Source organism: Tolypothrix tenuis PCC 7101, from assembly GCF_963874875.1.
Classification (GTDB): domain Bacteria; phylum Cyanobacteriota; class Cyanobacteriia; order Cyanobacteriales; family Nostocaceae; genus Aulosira; species Aulosira tenue.
Genome location: NZ_CAWNJS010000006.1, coordinates 24,054 through 40,278, shown reverse-complemented (window position 1 = coordinate 40,278; position 16,225 = coordinate 24,054). Strand labels below are relative to the sequence as shown.

The following is a 16,225-nucleotide window of genomic DNA, read 5'->3' as shown; positions in this document are numbered from 1 at the left end:
TATCCAGATACGTGACTAAACACGACAAAAAGTTCTTTCCAATCATCTGTATCCGTTTTACAAGCGAAAAGCCGTTCCGCAGCTTGCTCCCAAGGCTCAAACGCCCCAGCTAAGTCCCTAGCCAGCCACCGAGCGATAGCCAGTTCTCCGAGTGTCTTTACTAGCGTGTTTTCTGAAATGGCATCATTACTTTGAGCCAATTTTGCGGCTTGTTGAACGTACTTGAGCGCTGCATCGGGATCTTCAGGTGCTACTGCACGACTTGCTAGCATTAGCGCATCCAATCTAACAGTAGGATAGGAAGTTGTGTCTTGGCTTATCGCTTTGTTTAGCCAAGTCAGTGCTTCACTATTGCGGTGAGCATTAAAATACTGTCGCCCCATGCACTCGGCAATCAAAAGCTGGATGCGAGGTTCATCAGACTGAGAAATGACAGCTTCAGCAGCAGTTACTGCTGCATCAATATCATTTAAGTTTGTTCCAAGAACAGCTATCTGTGTACGCACCGCACATACCCACAGTAGTTTTATTTCAAGTTGAGAAGCTCGCTCTGCTAATTCACGCAAGGCATCAAAAACTATGTGCCACTGCTGATTCTCTCTTGGTTTAGCTTCCTCTTTATGGTATAAATCTTCAGATACTATCAAACAACCAAGTTCAGCAAACCCATCTGTAAATGCACGTCGCCGCTGTCCATCTGTAAGATGCTCTAAAGTGTAAATCCAATCCCGCAGATGGTCAAAAGAAGCAATTCCCTGCTTAAGATTTGTCCAAATTAGGATTTCCAATGGCTCGCCATCAGGGAATAATAATTCACCCGTGTCAGGCATTTTTATTTCTGACCAAAGTTGAAGCGCAGACCGCACATAGCGGTTCATGCACATAGGGTCGTACTGAGAAAATAGTGAGTCTACAAGTAGTATAACTCCAACTACAGCTACAGCTTCCTTCTCAGATGCTTGCCTAAACAGTGCATCCAAATCTTCGACTAAGTAGGAAATACTCATGCCATACTTGTGTCGCACTACAATTTGTAATCCGCGCAGAAACAGGCGCGTCGTTAATTCCATTTGCTCTGGTAGTTGTTGGTCTGACCAAAGCAGCAACAAACCCTTATCATCAACGAGAACATCCAAATCCATCAAACTGCGAAGCCCAGAAATCAGTAGCCAGCCCGCACGATTGAAATTTTCAGCGCCGCAAAAATGTATCAGTGCCTGCATCCCATCTACTTGATTTAGCTGCTTTTTACGTATGATGCGCTCACCAAGTAAGAAATGACACTCTTTGCGTGTTTCAATAAGCAAATCATTACTGCCAAGTGCTTGAACCAGTGGTGAAACTAGCAAGCGATTGTTATCATCCCGTTGTACCCAAAGTCCAATTAGGGTGTTTAGACGTTCGCGTGGTCGCTCCACAATTGGCTTAACCGATGCAACTGCTTGCATATCGTCAAGCGAAAAATGTCTTTGCACCAAGTTAAGTCGGTATAAAAGCTCTCTAGTTTTTGTGTCTTCGATAGTTACTAATAACCTGCTAATTGTCTCGTTGTTGAGTTCTGCTGTATATTCACTCTTGAATAACCCCTCAAGAACGTCTTCGGTGAATTGCCAATTCTGCTGAAGTAAGTACCGTGCGGTCGCAGCTAGCAGTAATGGGTGTTGCTTCGCCAAGCCGTTTATGAAAGTAACCAACTTTGTAGTCAACAGAGAAGGAGGTGCCCCGTAAGCCAGAAGCATTTCAGATGCTTCCTGGTTATTGAGAAGCGGAATTTCCATCACATAAAGTGTCTGAACATTAAGGGATTCGCGCAAATTAAGTGGCAACTCATAACAACTAGTTGACAAGAGGTGAACACCTTTCTCTCGGCAACTATTCGCCAGTAGGAGTAGTCGCTCCGAAAATTCATCTCCTCCCAAAAGTCGGGGTATATCATCTAAAACGAGCATTTGCGATGGCGATCTCATCAATGTGTCCCAAGCTGCGTCTAGCCGGACACAAGCTTGTTCAGTAGTTAGCCCACGCAATCGCAACCAAGCAGTAGTAACACTGCAAGCACGAACAACTAAAATGGCTAGTTGGGTTTTACCTGTTCCTGCACTACCATGAATTGCTATCCAAGTGTGGCTACTAAAAAGACCTGTTAAATTATTGACGGTTTCTGCTCTACTGCTAAGATGCTTGACAGACGGAGGAACGTCCAGAATTGGTGTAGGGACAGTGTACCTGATTGACGCATCAATTTTGTAGGTATAACCAAGATACGGGGCTGCACGATCCAGTACGATAAGCAGACCTTGATTTATCAACGGTTTGAATGAGCCAGATCTGCCTAGTAGGGATTAGTGGGCTCCCGTTTACACCAAATCTTCCAACAGCGCGGTAATTCTCCCCTGCGCCTTAGTACGGTTGTCGTCGTAAATCATCAAAGTATTTAAACTCGCATGGCGACTCAACTTTTGCACGCTCCTCACATCTCCCTTACTTGCATCCAGTGCCGCCGTCACCGACGAATGCCTAATTTTGTGCGGGCTGATGGTTTTGGATATGCCAGCAACTGAAGCGATTTCCACAACAATCTTGCGGATACCATCACCTGTCAGCCTATGCCCGTAGCGCGGACGTAGCGAAATAAACAAGGGTTGCTTAATATCTAACTCAGATCGTGCCAACAACCAATCTTGGAGTGCCGCACAAGTCTTATGATGTAAATCGATATTTTCTTTTTGCGTACCCCTACCTTTTCCCAGGATAGCCAGCGTTCGCGCCTCCAAGTCCAAGTCTTCAATATTACATCTGGACACTTCCTCTCTTCTGAGCGCGTTCGCCCACAACAGCCGCAGCAGTGCATAATCCCGTTTTCCCTTCAACGTATCCCTATCAGGCACTGCTAACATTTTTTTAAAAGCTTCCGGTCCAATCCCCGTCGTATCGCGGTACGGCTTAACCTTCTCGCACTTTATATCTGCAAGCGTCCAGTCACACTTCCCCACACCGTAGGCATAATTAACCAGTGCCTTAATCGCCGCCAACCGTCGGTTAACAGTAGCTTCCTTTAATTCCCTATCAACCAGCGTCGCCTTGTAGCGCAAAACGAGGGTAACCGCCGAGAACCTGTCCATTTGTAGAAACTGCGCTACCAACACCGGAGTTGGCTTCTGACCACACACCGTCATAAAAAAGTTCTTTAAATCTTTAGCGTACTCGTGCCGGGTGCTTTTGTTACGCTTGCCCACCAACAACTCCTGCAACAAATCACGTTCCGGCAAGATCGCAAAGGGATTTGCCCATGAAAGCGAACTATCATCTGGTGGCGGCATAAACTATCGAAAATAAACCTTTTCGATACTTATTGTACGCCATGTGTCCCTTAATCTAACCGGTTGTCGCCACTCATCGAATCGCAACAGTACTGTTCTTTCATTCATGTTTCTGTACCAACAACGGGGCAAGCATAAACTGATATCCTGATAGCATTGCTATCTGTTCGATATCGTGCTTCATCGATATCAATACTGCTATCACCATGCCTGACACTAGTGATGACAAACCCAGCCAGATGATCCGCGTACCCACTCCCCTGATTCCAGCAGTTAGGGAGTTATCCCGGCTGCACCGACAAGGACAAACAAGCGAGTTGCTTCACTCTTTGGATGAATTAATACTGGCGTTAGACAGTAACAGTAGAAGCGCCAACTCAAAGAATCAAACGCTATTAGCTATTTGCTCACGACTTGATAAGCTAGAATCACAGTTGTCAGGCGAATCTAATAGCAAAGAAACCGGAGCAATCCATAATCTCGCCGATTTAGAACAAAAAATTGAGGTGATTACAAATCGGATGGCACAATTCGCCGAGGCGATTATTCAAATTCAAAATCATCTCAACAACCAACCGAGACGGCAGAAGAAATCGTACAACAACAATTCATATTATCAAGGGCAAACTCCTCGAATCCAACCGCTAACGGAAGAAGGTTTAGCTTCAAGACTTGGTGTAAGTGTAGAAACTATACGCGAGCAGCGAATTAACCTACAACCACCGCTTTTTGTGGCATGGTGCAAGGGCAAGGATAGAGCAGGGTTAGGGTGGGAGTTTAATCAGAATACGGGGTTATATCATCCGGTAAGTTAAGGGATCTAGGACAAGTACGAAATTCGACAAGCGATCGCTTTTCTATGACTAGCACCAATTCAGAAATTGTTGAGCAGCTAAAACGTGCATCCGATGGTTTACTGTTCATGAGTGAATCGGAATATCCATTATATGTTTTTCTTTGGGAAGGTATTGCACCTGCGACACCTGAAAAAGTTGTACAACAGACACATCATTCACAAGATACACCCGTTGAAATCGTGGGGGTTGACGACTTTTTAAAAGTAGCTACGACTCCTGAAGATTGGCACGGCGAAGAGGAGAAAGCAAGCGTCAACAAATTTCAAGCTCTTGTGCAAACACTTAAAGAAAACCTGAGCAATTTACAGGTGTATCGCCTCGGACACAAAGAGATTGATGTTTATATTGTTGGTCAAACCCCGACAGGAAATTTAGCGGGGATTTCTACTCAAGTTGTAGAAACTTGACTTGCTTAAGGACTATCTACTTTGCTTTCAATAACTTCTTGAATATTTGGGGAAACTGAGGAGAGAAAATCATAGCCTGTAAGTTTCTCCAATTCATCAACGCTGACTTTATAAACTCTCCAGTCATTATTGATTTCTTGTTCATTTGGTATGTTAACCGCGATAACACGAGTATTAGCGGTAATACCATTAATCCCAGAGCCTGGGGTATCTAGTACGACAACAATCTTCCAAGTCGATTGAGGAACTGTTACCTTACCTTTAAGGGGTTCGCCAATACTACCACTTGGCCCTGCAACAACATAAAGTTCTTTCCCCTGGCTTACCAAATCTCGGCAATAATCTTCTAAATTTCCCCATGTGTTGCGATTATTGTCTGGTGTTTGGGGCATCATGTTGGTCATGAGGAAAGTTGAGGAATTATCCTCTTTTGTCTTGGTGCGGTCTGCCGAAGGTACAATATGGCCTCGGTCATAACCTGAACCAGAGTACATAGAAGGAGTTACCCGCTTCCAACCAGCAGGCAATGTGTTGTCAGGGCGAAAGCTATCTTGGCGCTCTGCGTCCCCTAACCATGAGGAGTTAAGCTGCCAGCTTGCCCAATTCGCAGTCCCTTTGCTTTGGTTGTATGAGAGTGCATACTGATTTTTGACCATCAGGTAATTATCAGGTGTAAGCTTTGTTGGCGTTGCACTGCTGGGATTTCCCAGGAGTAAATGCACGCTTATTGATGGGGAAAGTTCGGTGTTAGGTGGCACTTGGGATTGCGCTGGCGAACACCCAATCACAAGCGCAACCAAAGCCGCTACACCCCAAAAACGACGGTTTGGCATAAATTTCTGGACTTTTAAAGATTTATTTCACTTCAGCATTTCTGATTGTATTTTCAGACTGCCACTTAGTTTTGCCTTACTGCAAGACTTACAGTCGTTGATGGGTGGCCGCCGAGATACCTGCAATTTGAAAAATGGACTAGGTATCGTGACCCAGGCTCGCTTTGTTGGCGATTTAATGAAGATGATCTGTTATGTCATCCTGTAACTCTGTAGGGTAGTCAACTTTCAAAAAAGTAATTATCCCCTTTCTACAAGTTTTTACTTAACTGTTTAAAACCCTTAACTTTGTAACCCCATCTCCATTCTCGCTATCAGTTCTTGAGCCAGGGGATAAAATATTTCGGCACGTTTTTGTGCATTGGGACTAAACCCAGCGTCCGCAATCTCACACTTGATTTCTGTCTGTCCCGTTGCGGAATGGGATTTCAGCACAATTCGACCAAGTTTACCCAATTCGCTGTGGGTAAATACGAAATAAAAATTATCCCCTTTTTGTTCTTTAGTAAAACTAACTTTTGGTGGCATGTTGATGGGAGTCATTTCTACTTCGGCAATTGCAACCATCTCCATTGCACCAGAATTTTGAGCTACAAATAGCTGGGTAGTAGGTGGGACAACCATTACAACTACTGCTTCTTTGTTTGGGTTGTATTTCTGGACAACGCTTGATACTTCTCGCTTAAATTGCAAGTTCGTCATCCACAAAGCTGTTGAAGTATTAGCTTCGGTGATATACAAAAAATCTTGCTGCGTCGGCATTTGTAGTCCTAAGATTATGCCTCTACCGTGCGATTGATATTGAGTACATGCAACTTTAAAGGCACTAGCACCAAATACTTCCATGACGGGTGTGTTGGGATTACTATGGTTTTGTGCCATGCATTCGTCAATTAATTTTTTGACCGAAACACCAATTTTGTCTTGATTTGAATCGTTCAATTTACCCTATCATCCAAAATATTTTTATTATCATACTTGGAAATTGACCGAAGAAAGGCAGCTATGCTGAAGGGAAGAATTTGTTTCTGACTCTACCAAAATGTGTCAATATAATTGGAGTTTTAAATATTCTCAAATTATGTTGACACAAGTCGGAGAGGTTATCCCCGACTTGGTTATAAATTAATTAATTAATTAATCTACTGATGATGAGTTATCCTTATTGTTGGTTGAACCAAGTTTCTAAATCAGCAACAGTAGAAAAGTCTAATAATGCTTCTCCTAGATTCTCTAATTGTTCAATCGATAATCTTTTAATTCGCTCGATTAATGATGCATCAATTTCACCAATACGGCGATTGAGTTGACGCAGTATTAAATCTTGTCCAACTTCAAGCCTTCCCTCTTGCTTGGCTTGTTCTCTATCTCTTTGATAAAGTGGTTATAGTCGCATAATTAAATAACTCTAATCATATAATTAGAGTTTTAAATATTTTCAAATTCTGTTTTAAAAAGTCGGAGAAATTAGACCTGACTGGGTTATGAATTAATCTCCTGATGATTTTAACTCATTGTTGGTTTAACCAAGCTTCTAAATCAGCAATCCCAGAAAAGTCTAGTAATGCTTCTCCTAGATTCTCTAATTGTTCAATCGATAATCCTTGAACTCGCTCGATTAATGATGCATTAATTTCCCCAATACGGCGATTGAGTTGACGTATAACTAGACGTTGTTCTCCTTGCTTATTTCCGAACTGTATAGCTTGTTCTCTGTCTCTTTGATAAAGTGGTTCTAATCGCATAACTAACTCCCTATCATCTGCTTCTAATTCTTGATTTACTCTCAAGTTTTCACGCAAGTTGTAAACTAATTCGAGGGTTGCTTTCTGGTATGGATGATTTAATGGTAACGCCTGCAACTCGATAATCGCTTGTGACTGCACGCTTCCCCTACCTAAAAGCCTCAACCACAAAGTCTCCGGTGTTTGCGGTAGTTGGTGTATCGCTACAATTGCTGTCCGCAAGGCATCTGGCAGAAAATGTACTCCCGATAACCAACCTGCTTTTTGCATAGTTCCGAAGCTAGACAATCTAGTTTCAGATACGGTGGGTGTTAGCACCCACAACTTGGGAATTTCTGAGTCCTGAAATTTGGTTTTATTTGCTTTAGCTTCTCGTCGTAAGAGAGCCTTTACTTCTAATAATTTTAGAATACAGTCGCATATTTCATCGGTAGAAGCTGGATTGCGGAATGGTTCTATTATCGCAGGATGTTCAGCAAATCTTCCAAGCAATCCTAGCACTTGTAAATTAGAGCTTTGCTGTTTGGCAGGAGTGAATAAAACATCTATTTCTTTAATCTCTCCTGAAACTTTTTCTGATGCCTTGACTTCTCCGTAATCTTTTAACAATTCTTCCAGATAGTCTTTGGCGAATTTATCATGTATAAAGCGCGTCATTAAAATTTAATTTCGTGATATTTATGGAGGATGATTAATAATTGTATTATACATTGGATGACAATTAAATAACTATTTAAACAGGATTGAGCGATTGCTATTAATTAAAACTAGCTTGATTGTAGAGATATAGAGTGAATATTTGTTGTTGGATTATCTACTAGTTAGAAGTTGGATTGGTGTTGGGTAAGAGAGTGAATTGTTGGATTGGTGTTGGATGCTGTAATTTCGATATGTTAATACTTTTGGGTATGTAGGTTGGTTTTGGATGTGTTGGGTAAAAGTGCATATATTCCCAAAAAAGTGGAATTTATCCAACCCAACCAGAAGTCCAACCTAATCGACTAATCTGTAACTATCTTCACCTGCACAAATAACTTTCTCTTTTTGCACAAGTAGGTTGAGTTCGTCGCGAATTTGTGCTTCCGATATGCCCTTGAATTTATTACCTGCATTCTGTTTAATTTGACGTGGAGTCTTTGCACCTTTACCCTTGAGATAATCAACCAGTTTGGTTTGAATCTCGGTCAATTTAATATTTGAGATTGCTTGATTTTCATCACTAGCATTTTCATCAACCCGATGATTGTTTGTTTGATTAAGTGGACTATTTATACTAGTTGTAGATAAATCAATATCGAATTCCAGCCTGAGTAGATTCTCAAGATATTCCGGACTTACAGTATCAAGTTGAATAGCTGGTTTGATTCCTGGTTTATAACTAGTGATATCAGGGAGAATATCTAGCTGCATGGGGTCAACTGAAATAAATATTAGCGGTTGTCCTAGTTGCTTGGATTGTGATTTTAGTTCGGTGAATCTTTCTTTCAATGAGGAACGCTTTTCTGCATCTTCCACAATCTTGGCATTAGTTATGAGGTTGTACAGTACGCCATAGCTGTCATTAACTGTACCATCTGCTTCAACGTTGTAATTGCCTTGGGCAATGATGTAAAGGTTTTTTCTAATATTACTGTCACCTATACCCAAGGCAGCTAAATTAAACGATTGAGTATCGATAATCAGGCAAACATTTAGTTCTCTACCGACTGTAATAATGGTGCTGATTTTCTTGAGGTATGGTTGAAACCATGCTTCCAATTTTACTGTTTCGTAGATAGAGTGCCAATCAGCCAAGATTAACCTGACTGGTTGATTATCAAATTCATGGCGGCGGTGTTCTGGTACTCGACGGCGTTGGTCGTAAATGCTGTAAACTTGGTCAATGGCAGCCATCGCCAGTTGTGGTTCTAAAGGGTCAAATAAAAGTACCCGTCCTTTTTTGTCTAGCCCACAAAAACTGTCATTCTTTTGAGCGATCGCCCAAACATCAGCTATTGGAAACCGTTTACTAAACCTGTTGAGCATATAGCTCTCAGTCACCGATTTACCAGCACCAGTGCCACCTACAATTAGGGTTGAGCGCTTGGCACCCAAGATGCGATTAAGCGGCTCCAGGGTGGGATTATTGGTGGAAGAAGCTGGTTGTATTGTTGGTGTACTGGGTTGGTAGGTGGATGAATCGCCATCTTGTTCATCTTGAGTATTTTCACTTTCTAAGCGTGCTTCTTTATCCCCCGAACCTTCTACTTTGTCGCTGGGGTCAACTGTTCCCTGTAAAGTTTGGCTTCCTTGCAGGTATGGAGTCTTTGAGGAGCGTAGAAAGTTGATGTACTCCTGCTTCTGTTCCTCGCTCATCCCGGCAGTTTCTGCTTCAAACACCGCGTCGTTGGCTTCTATCTGGGAGATTTTGATTTCGGTTTCGCCCAAGATTTCAGCTTTTTGGATGTCTACCGTGTGGTCGTTGGCTATCAGTTCTAGGTCAGCCTGCAATTCTACCTGTTTAACCGCAACAGCGCGATAATCATCTAGTAATTCTGACTGAGCCTTGAGTTCAGCCCGTGCATAGTCCCGTTTCTCTGCTACAGTCTCGAAATTGGCTAGCTGGCGTTCTGTGTCCTGCAAGTGCCTGAGCATCCAACCAGCAGCGGCAAACCCAACGAATGCACCCATCGCCCACAGGGGTTTGTAAGGGTTAGTAGCTTTGACCAAACCCTTGGGTGAAATATCCTCATTGGGTACAACAACCGTAGGCGCTCCGTCTTTCTGCCACTGCTGCCAGTGCCATAAGGTCATGCGGTAAGGACGATTGTGATTATCGGCACACCGTAGTCCTTGGTGGGGAGTGCGAATGCAGAAGTAAATGCGATCGCTCGCGAACTGAGTCCACGAAGCCGCGGCACAGGTTACGCCGATGGTGAGAGAAACCCCAATAGCTGCAATCTTCCTATCAAAAGGCAGTTGTCCGAACCACTGCATGAAGCTGGACTGCTGCTGACGAGCTAATTGTTCGTGTTGGGGGGTCAAGTAGCTCATTTTCTCCCCCTACTAACACTGGTAATATAAACAACTAAAACACCAATAACTACTGCAATTCCTACTCCCGTTGTCCAATTTGATTTGTTGGTAGGTGGTGCATACATCTGTTGGATTTCGCTTTGTGCCACAGATTTAGATGTACTTGCTTCCCACCATTCGCCCACAGGTTCTGATAGGGAACACAGCAGAGCCAGGGAGGCACTACAGCCAGTCATTATATTGGTTACTTGCCTCCCCTTCTCCCCTACTGCCGTCGCGGTGAAGTACAAATGTGCTACACCCAACGCCAGAAGCAGACCAACAGGGTGGACTTGGAGCAGGTGGAAGGTAAAAATCACGGCGGAGTTGAGGGATGCTCCAGCCACAATCTCGCATAGATTGCCTGCCCGTCGAAATGTCCGTTCCCGGTTGTTCTCTGGTACGGGCGGAGGCTGTGTGTTGGATTGTTGGGATTTTACCTGTTGTGGTTGTGCCAGCCCCATATACTCAAAAGGGCTGGTGTTAGTCGGTTTATCTTCAGGCTTCCGTGCCAACACGACTCTATCCTCCCCTTAGCGCCTACCTAAGCCATCCCAGAAGTTCGTCCACCAATTTCCAAAGCCCCGAACTGTGCCACTTGCTGATACGGAACTAGCTGGTGTAGTACTGGCAGCAACTGATACTGGTATCGTTTCTGGTTGCTCTTGGTGGGGGTTCAACGCCTTGGAGCCATATCTGGCACGGGCAAGTAATTCCTGCCTTCTCGCCCTTAGTCCCTCCTGGATGGTTTGACGTTGTTCGCTTACTTGGTGGCGACTCTCGATGGAGGACATCTTGTTTTCATGTCGCCAAAGTTCCGCTTGTAAATCTTGGTGCAGTTGTGTGGCAATCTCAGTAAGGGCATTCTTCCGCTTTTGCTCAATCCGCAGCAAGTCAGCCCTATCTTGGGCATCAACCTTCTGCATTTCGGCATCAAATTCGGCATTGAGCTTCCTGATTTTGGCGATCGCGTTTGCAACCTTCCAGCCAAACTGTTTCCTTAGTTCCGTCCAAGTCACCTGACCATCTGCCAACTTCTGCATTGCCTCGAAGTAGGTCTTGGCGTTTTCTAAAAACGGGTCGAGGTACTGCGCGAGTTGGTCGGCGTTCTGCGCCATGTCTGCAAACTGCTCTAACTTGCTGACATCCGAGAGATAAGCCAGAATATCAGCGTCTACACCACCCCAAGCAAGAGCCTTTTCGTCAACGTGGCTGCTGTGCCCCATTGCTGGGTTTTTGATTCCAAAATCCATAAGTCCTCCTAGAAATTGCCCCAGGTCAACGCCTGGGACGTTGCTTAATGACTATTAATGTCTAGCCATGTCTAGTCAAAATCTTTCTGGTATTGCCCCAACGGAGTTGGGCAGTCAGCGCTTCGATTAGCCCTTCTACCTCGTCTTCAGCAATGCCAAAAAGAATGGCGATCGCTTCACGGATATTGCTCTCTTCTTTTTCTGAGTACCCCTGCAATGTTTCATCAGCAGCGTGTTCCAGGGTGTACTCTCCTAATTCAGCAACTTCGATGTGAAACAGGTAGTAAGTCAGTGTAGCTCTCAAGGCAAGTTTCTCAGTATGGTCTAAGGAGTCTAATTGTGACCCGAAGCGTTCAACAAGGCGGTCAATTTGGTCAGTCTGGGTGAAATAAGTTACTGGTTTTGTCATGATGGTTAATGTCCTAAATCTCGTTACTGGGATTTATGAAGGCAGGAGGAGTGACACCTGAGATTCGCAGTCGGTGGTGTCACTCTCCTTTAAATGCTTTGGCTGCACATTCCATGCACTGGCTGACAAAATCTTTGCGTCGCCTCTGGGTACATCTACATGTAGGTAATTCAATAACTGGCTAACTGCCATCTTTGCGTCACCCAAGGTTACATCCACGGAAGGGATATAGTCATCGACAATGGCTTTAAACTCTGCACTGGCGATGATTTCATCCAACCACTGCTCAATTTTGTTGAGTTTTGCGATTTGGTCTATTGTCATGCTGCCTCCTCGTACAAATCGCCCAAGTCTGCGTCAAACTCAAAGTTGTCTGGTTCTGGAAGAGAAGCTTTAAGTGTTGGGGCATCCGTCGCCTGTTGGTTCAATCCAACAACTCTACTACCAGGAACCCAACTCATTAGCCAACTAAACAATTTGGCGAATGGTATCTGTTTCGCCATCGACTGCGCCAACTTGTGTTCGTAGATAATGGCGTTGGTCAGGGTGGTTAACTCAGCACTAGTAACTGCCGATGCTGGTTTGTCTAATACTCTTTGTGCATGTGACTTTAGATATTCCTCAATATGTGGCTCTAGGCGCACTCTTTTGTTCTCAGCCATAGTTATTTCCCTCGCTGCATCCTGCCAAATGCCATCCGTTGCAATCCAATTGCATTGGCCCAACATCCCTCTGGTACTGGGGTAATACCCTCTCGTTGCAGCATGGAGGCTATTCCTGGCATCTCGACACCACCGCCCCAAGCGACAAAACTTTGAGCGGCATCTCGCCATTCCTCAACTTCCTTAAAGGCAAGGCGCAGGCGATCTGCTAACCAAGGTTTGAGATGACGGGCATAAATGTGGCGGAAGTTAAAATTGCGAGTGCCATACTGAAATTGCTTTGATTCAATACCCTGGCGAATAATTTCAATGCTGCCTGCTTTGCCCGTTCCCAAGAATTGAACCAATTCTGGATCTGCGGCTATTGCATCCAACAAGTCGATACAACCACCGACTGCCAACACTTGGCGGTGGATGATGCTGCCGCCTGGGGCGAAAACTGTGGGAATAACTGTGGATGTACCAAAATCTACTGCGATGGCATGGGCGCTGCGGTCAATTAATGGTTCAGGTTTAGCGGAAACGCAGTAGGAGTAGGAGCCAGCACCTTCGGGGACAACCAAACTCACGTTCAAATTGACCTGTGAAGTGGGCGTATTTTTGCCGTTGAAACTGACTGTGTGACTGCCACTGGTTTTGTCGGTTAACAAATTTTTGAAAACTTTCACATTATGTATAGATAGCACTAAATGCAGGTTCCACTCTTGACGGTAGGGCAGGGTAGCCAACGCCCCAAGTAACGTATGCAAGCCATATTCAGCTTTTAGTGCCGGGTCGTCACTGAGTTTGATGTGGGTTGTTGGGGCTTTCCAGGCTGCGAGTGTACCAGTGAGGAATTCCCGCCCAACTAAATCCTGCCTGTCGCCTGAGTGGTAGAAGAAGTGTCCACCTTCATTCGAGGTCAGGACATCGTGCAATTCTTCCTTAATTTCCAGCACTTTTGAGGGAGTACGGACTCTTGTTTGGTTCAGTCCATTACCTAAGCAAAGCTTTTTTAGCCCTGCCCCTGAATCATCTCCTACAGCTATTGCTGGGGTAGTTTGGGGTGTTTCAGCCTCTTTTAGCTGAGTAGCAATCATTATTCAGTTCCTCCAGATATTAGAGTTTCAGGCGCTCAATCCTTTGTCAGGAGATGATTGAGGCGATTTTTTTGACAATAAAACTCTGTCACCCAAATTCAACAGCAAATAGGCTTGCAGTAAGGTTTTTGGGCGTTTTTAGTCTATGAATGTTAGGATAGCATCAAGTACATCACCTATCAACTAGTACATCAAGTGCTGTTTTAATTAGGGTAAGTAGCAGGACAGCGCATAATGTCTACTGAGTAGATAATTTATGCCTTTGAATGCCTACAAAGAAGCCCAGAACTACCGTTACTTTTGACCCTGATGACTATGAGGAGTTGCAGCAGTGGGCTGAATCTGAGTTTAGGTCTGTGCCACAGCTAATTCTTGCAATAGTCAAAAGGGCATTGATTGAACGCAGAGAACGCAGACAAAGAGAGGAGAAAAAGTGAATGTAGCAAAAATCAACCCTTTAGAACTCCCATCGTTGCCATTAGGGGAGCGATCGCGGCCTATCTGGCTAGCGCACCTGGAATCTACGTTGCTATCGACTGACTAGGCTCTTTTTAGTACATTGGTCTGTCAGTCACCCCTTAGCAACGTTGATTACAACACCATCGGCATTTAGCTGATATGGGCGGAGTCAGGTGTAAAAGATAATTTCAAAATAATTTTATGGCTAACAGCGCTCGCATAAAAAATAATTATGAAAGCTTCTATGTAGAGGATTTATGCTCACTAGTAGGGCTTGTTAAAAAAACAGCCCCCGTGACTAAACCACCATTATTTCAAACAACTGATGATGCTCCCGTAATGACTTCTCACCCTTACTTATCAGGAGCGCAAGCTTGTTTAGGAAAAACCCTTTGGGATGATATTGAGGGTGTTCCTTGTTTTCGGCGCTTTTTTGGTCAAGGTTTCATAGAACACAACATCATTAAAGAAAACCCGGAAACCAACAGAATAGAACTTGTAGCTGGGAATGCAGCCTGGGAAATTATTCAGAAATTTAACCCAGAAGTTGCTTATATGTTTTTAGTTTTTGCGTCTTGCGCCACGGATTTAGAGCAACCTTGGTCAGGTGCATTTACCATCAAAGGAACTGATTTAGTTAAAACTTTTGGTTGGAGTAATAGAACGGATTTAAGTTTAGGTAATAAGCTGAAAAAACTCGGAATTCTTGCCCAGCAAGTAGCCCACCTGAGTATTACCATTAATGAGCTTGATCTAAAACGGATGAAATATTCAGCCGAAATTCAAGCTATGTGGCGGTTGAAGCTTAGATATGAAGGAGACGTATCTCCAACCGTGGAACATAATCAGCCTAATAAAGTTAGCAATGAGACTGACGAGCCTACAGAGTTATTCATCACGGTTGGGGCTAATGACTGGGTTCGACCGTTTCAGGATTTAGAAAACTACCGCTCACTGTATGAGTACGGACTTTTAGCTAAAAGCACTCTGCAAATCAATCCTTATCACAATCCGATGGCTGCAAAGCTAGCAGTATTCCTAACCATAATGAGCCGAATTAAAATTGATGGAGAATACAAGGTAGGAACACTACTAAAGCGGATAGGATATCTTTCAGAAATACAATTGCAGGAGCTTCAGAGTACAAGTAATCGTTATAAAAGAAAGGAACTAATTGAACAGTGGGATAATGCCTTACTAACCCTACAAGATTTGGGTTGGCAAATTAGTTTTGATTTAGTTACCTACCCAGAATCAATTCAACCAATTTGGGTATTACCAGAAGATAAAAATATAGAAGGGCAGCGACGACCTAACGGGTGGCTAAATATTTGGCTAGAAGCCAAAGTAATTATCAAACCTACTGTAAAAATTCAGGAAAAGCTAGAAGCGATTAACGCTCCTGCACTTCCAGTTAGCAAGCCCAAGCCTTACTCTGAGACAAACCTTAAAACTGTACTCACCGAGAGTAAAGATTCGCATACTAACAAGCAAAAAACCACAGCAGTCGAAGATAGCCAAAAACTAATTCCTGGATGGGCATTGGAAGAAGCTTTGAAACTAAGAGGATGGACTAAATCGCATCTTGCAGAGCAACTAGGCTTGCAAAAATCGCTTCCTGGCAAGTGGTGCAATGGAACCCGTAAGATTCAACCCCTTCATCTAAAACTGCTTTGGGAGTGGTTAGCTCCAGAATTAAACCAAATTATGAGCGAGTGAAAATGCGATCGCGCCTGTCTACGGGAGCAGTGCCCCAAAGTTAGGGGCTAAAAATTAGGGGTATAAATGACCGATTTAATAGTGCGATGGCAACGAGAACACCGCAGGCATCGCAGTCAAATAGCTTTTTTATTGAGAATCTAGCCTGGCTGAAATGCTCATTTAGCGCTTCTCAACTGCCATACCCTACATTGTCTACTCTCCCTAAAATCACCTTACATTCTGTCTACTTCTCTAGAATCGGGTAATAGTTTTTTTTAACCTTTTTTTAAACTAATTCTTACATCCGACTTAAAATAAACAGCCCCAAATCCCTTTCAATAAAAGGTTTAGGGCTGTTTTTATCTTTCTAGCTTCAAGTTATTCTCAATAAGTAAAAAGCTGAAACCATTGATAAATCGTTTGTCTACTCAGTTTATTGAGAATAA

Annotated in this window: 16 protein-coding genes and 1 pseudogene; 4 read left to right on the top strand and 13 right to left on the bottom strand. The window is 43.7% G+C overall.

All coding sequences use genetic code 11. The annotated features are described in order from the left end of the window. Both AACU25_RS36870 and AACU25_RS36865 read right to left on the bottom strand, forming a co-directional pair. Positions 1–2,309: tetratricopeptide repeat protein (locus AACU25_RS36870; RefSeq protein ID WP_339382142.1), on the bottom strand; the 2,309-nt coding region annotated here is incomplete at its 3' end. A 48-nt stretch (positions 2,310–2,357) separates the two neighbouring features. Further along, the gene (locus tag AACU25_RS36865; protein WP_016879872.1) at positions 2,358–3,320 is read right to left on the bottom strand and encodes a tyrosine-type recombinase/integrase; all 963 of its coding nucleotides are present in this window, start codon (positions 3,318–3,320) and stop codon (positions 2,358–2,360) included. Positions 3,321–3,526: 206 nt separating this feature from the next. Here AACU25_RS36865 and AACU25_RS36860 point away from each other — a divergent pair, with 206 nt between their 5' ends. Continuing rightward, complete coding sequence (locus AACU25_RS36860; protein ID WP_096585768.1) at positions 3,527–4,135, top strand: hypothetical protein; 609 nt, start codon at positions 3,527–3,529, stop codon at positions 4,133–4,135. A 44-nt stretch (positions 4,136–4,179) separates the two neighbouring features. Beyond that, entirely contained in the window at positions 4,180–4,584 is a 405-nt protein-coding gene (locus tag AACU25_RS36855; RefSeq protein ID WP_096585765.1) for a nuclease A inhibitor family protein, read from the top strand. 5 nt (positions 4,585–4,589) lie between these two features. Here the strand turns inward: AACU25_RS36855 and AACU25_RS36850 are convergent, their stop codons facing one another. The 11 genes and pseudogenes from AACU25_RS36850 to AACU25_RS36800 form a co-directional block, all read right to left on the bottom strand. Further along, the gene (locus tag AACU25_RS36850; RefSeq protein WP_096585762.1) at positions 4,590–5,417 is read right to left on the bottom strand and encodes a DNA/RNA non-specific endonuclease; all 828 of its coding nucleotides are present in this window, start codon (positions 5,415–5,417) and stop codon (positions 4,590–4,592) included. A gap of 282 nt (positions 5,418–5,699) precedes the next feature. After that, entirely contained in the window at positions 5,700–6,359 is a 660-nt protein-coding gene (locus AACU25_RS36845) for a hypothetical protein (protein WP_096585759.1), read from the bottom strand. Between the two features lie 220 nt (positions 6,360–6,579). Continuing rightward, a pseudogene (locus tag AACU25_RS36840) lies at positions 6,580–6,801 on the bottom strand (DUF4351 domain-containing protein); the annotation flags it as partial. Between the two features lie 127 nt (positions 6,802–6,928). Then, positions 6,929–7,819, bottom strand: a complete 891-nt coding sequence (locus AACU25_RS36835) for a DUF4351 domain-containing protein (protein ID WP_096585756.1) — start codon at positions 7,817–7,819, stop codon at positions 6,929–6,931. A gap of 336 nt (positions 7,820–8,155) precedes the next feature. Then, on the bottom strand, positions 8,156–10,195 hold the full coding sequence (locus tag AACU25_RS36830) for a type IV secretory system conjugative DNA transfer family protein (protein ID WP_096585754.1): 2,040 nt from the start codon (positions 10,193–10,195) through the stop codon (positions 8,156–8,158). Continuing rightward, positions 10,192–10,734, bottom strand: coding sequence for a hypothetical protein (locus AACU25_RS36825; protein ID WP_096585751.1), 543 nt, complete (start codon positions 10,732–10,734; stop codon positions 10,192–10,194). The genes AACU25_RS36830 and AACU25_RS36825 overlap by 4 nt, the downstream gene beginning before the upstream one ends. A gap of 15 nt (positions 10,735–10,749) precedes the next feature. Next, positions 10,750–11,469: a GumC domain-containing protein gene (locus AACU25_RS36820; protein WP_096585748.1), complete on the bottom strand. Its 720-nt coding sequence runs from the start codon at positions 11,467–11,469 to the stop codon at positions 10,750–10,752. Between the two features lie 61 nt (positions 11,470–11,530). Next, the gene (locus AACU25_RS36815; protein ID WP_096585745.1) at positions 11,531–11,878 is read right to left on the bottom strand and encodes a hypothetical protein; all 348 of its coding nucleotides are present in this window, start codon (positions 11,876–11,878) and stop codon (positions 11,531–11,533) included. Between the two features lie 33 nt (positions 11,879–11,911). Further along, a complete protein-coding gene (locus AACU25_RS36810) occupies positions 11,912–12,202 on the bottom strand; it encodes a hypothetical protein (RefSeq protein ID WP_321206861.1) in 291 nt (96 codons plus the stop codon). Further along, entirely contained in the window at positions 12,199–12,540 is a 342-nt protein-coding gene (locus AACU25_RS36805) for a hypothetical protein (protein WP_096585742.1), read from the bottom strand. Before AACU25_RS36805 ends, AACU25_RS36810 begins: the two co-directional genes overlap by 4 nt. Positions 12,541–12,542: 2 nt before the next feature. Next, positions 12,543–13,619 carry a ParM/StbA family protein gene (locus AACU25_RS36800; protein WP_096585739.1) on the bottom strand — a complete coding sequence of 359 codons (1,077 nt, stop codon included), beginning with the start codon at positions 13,617–13,619 and terminating at the stop codon, positions 12,543–12,545. Positions 13,620–13,885: 266 nt separating this feature from the next. Here AACU25_RS36800 and AACU25_RS36795 point away from each other — a divergent pair, with 266 nt between their 5' ends. Together AACU25_RS36795 and AACU25_RS36790 are read left to right on the top strand one after the other, a co-directional pair. Next, the gene (locus AACU25_RS36795; protein WP_016876050.1) at positions 13,886–14,056 is read left to right on the top strand and encodes a ribbon-helix-helix domain-containing protein; all 171 of its coding nucleotides are present in this window, start codon (positions 13,886–13,888) and stop codon (positions 14,054–14,056) included. Positions 14,057–14,279: 223 nt separating this feature from the next. Then, complete coding sequence (locus AACU25_RS36790) at positions 14,280–15,797, top strand: helix-turn-helix domain-containing protein (protein WP_096585737.1); 1,518 nt, start codon at positions 14,280–14,282, stop codon at positions 15,795–15,797. Positions 15,798–16,225: the final 428 nt, after the last annotated feature.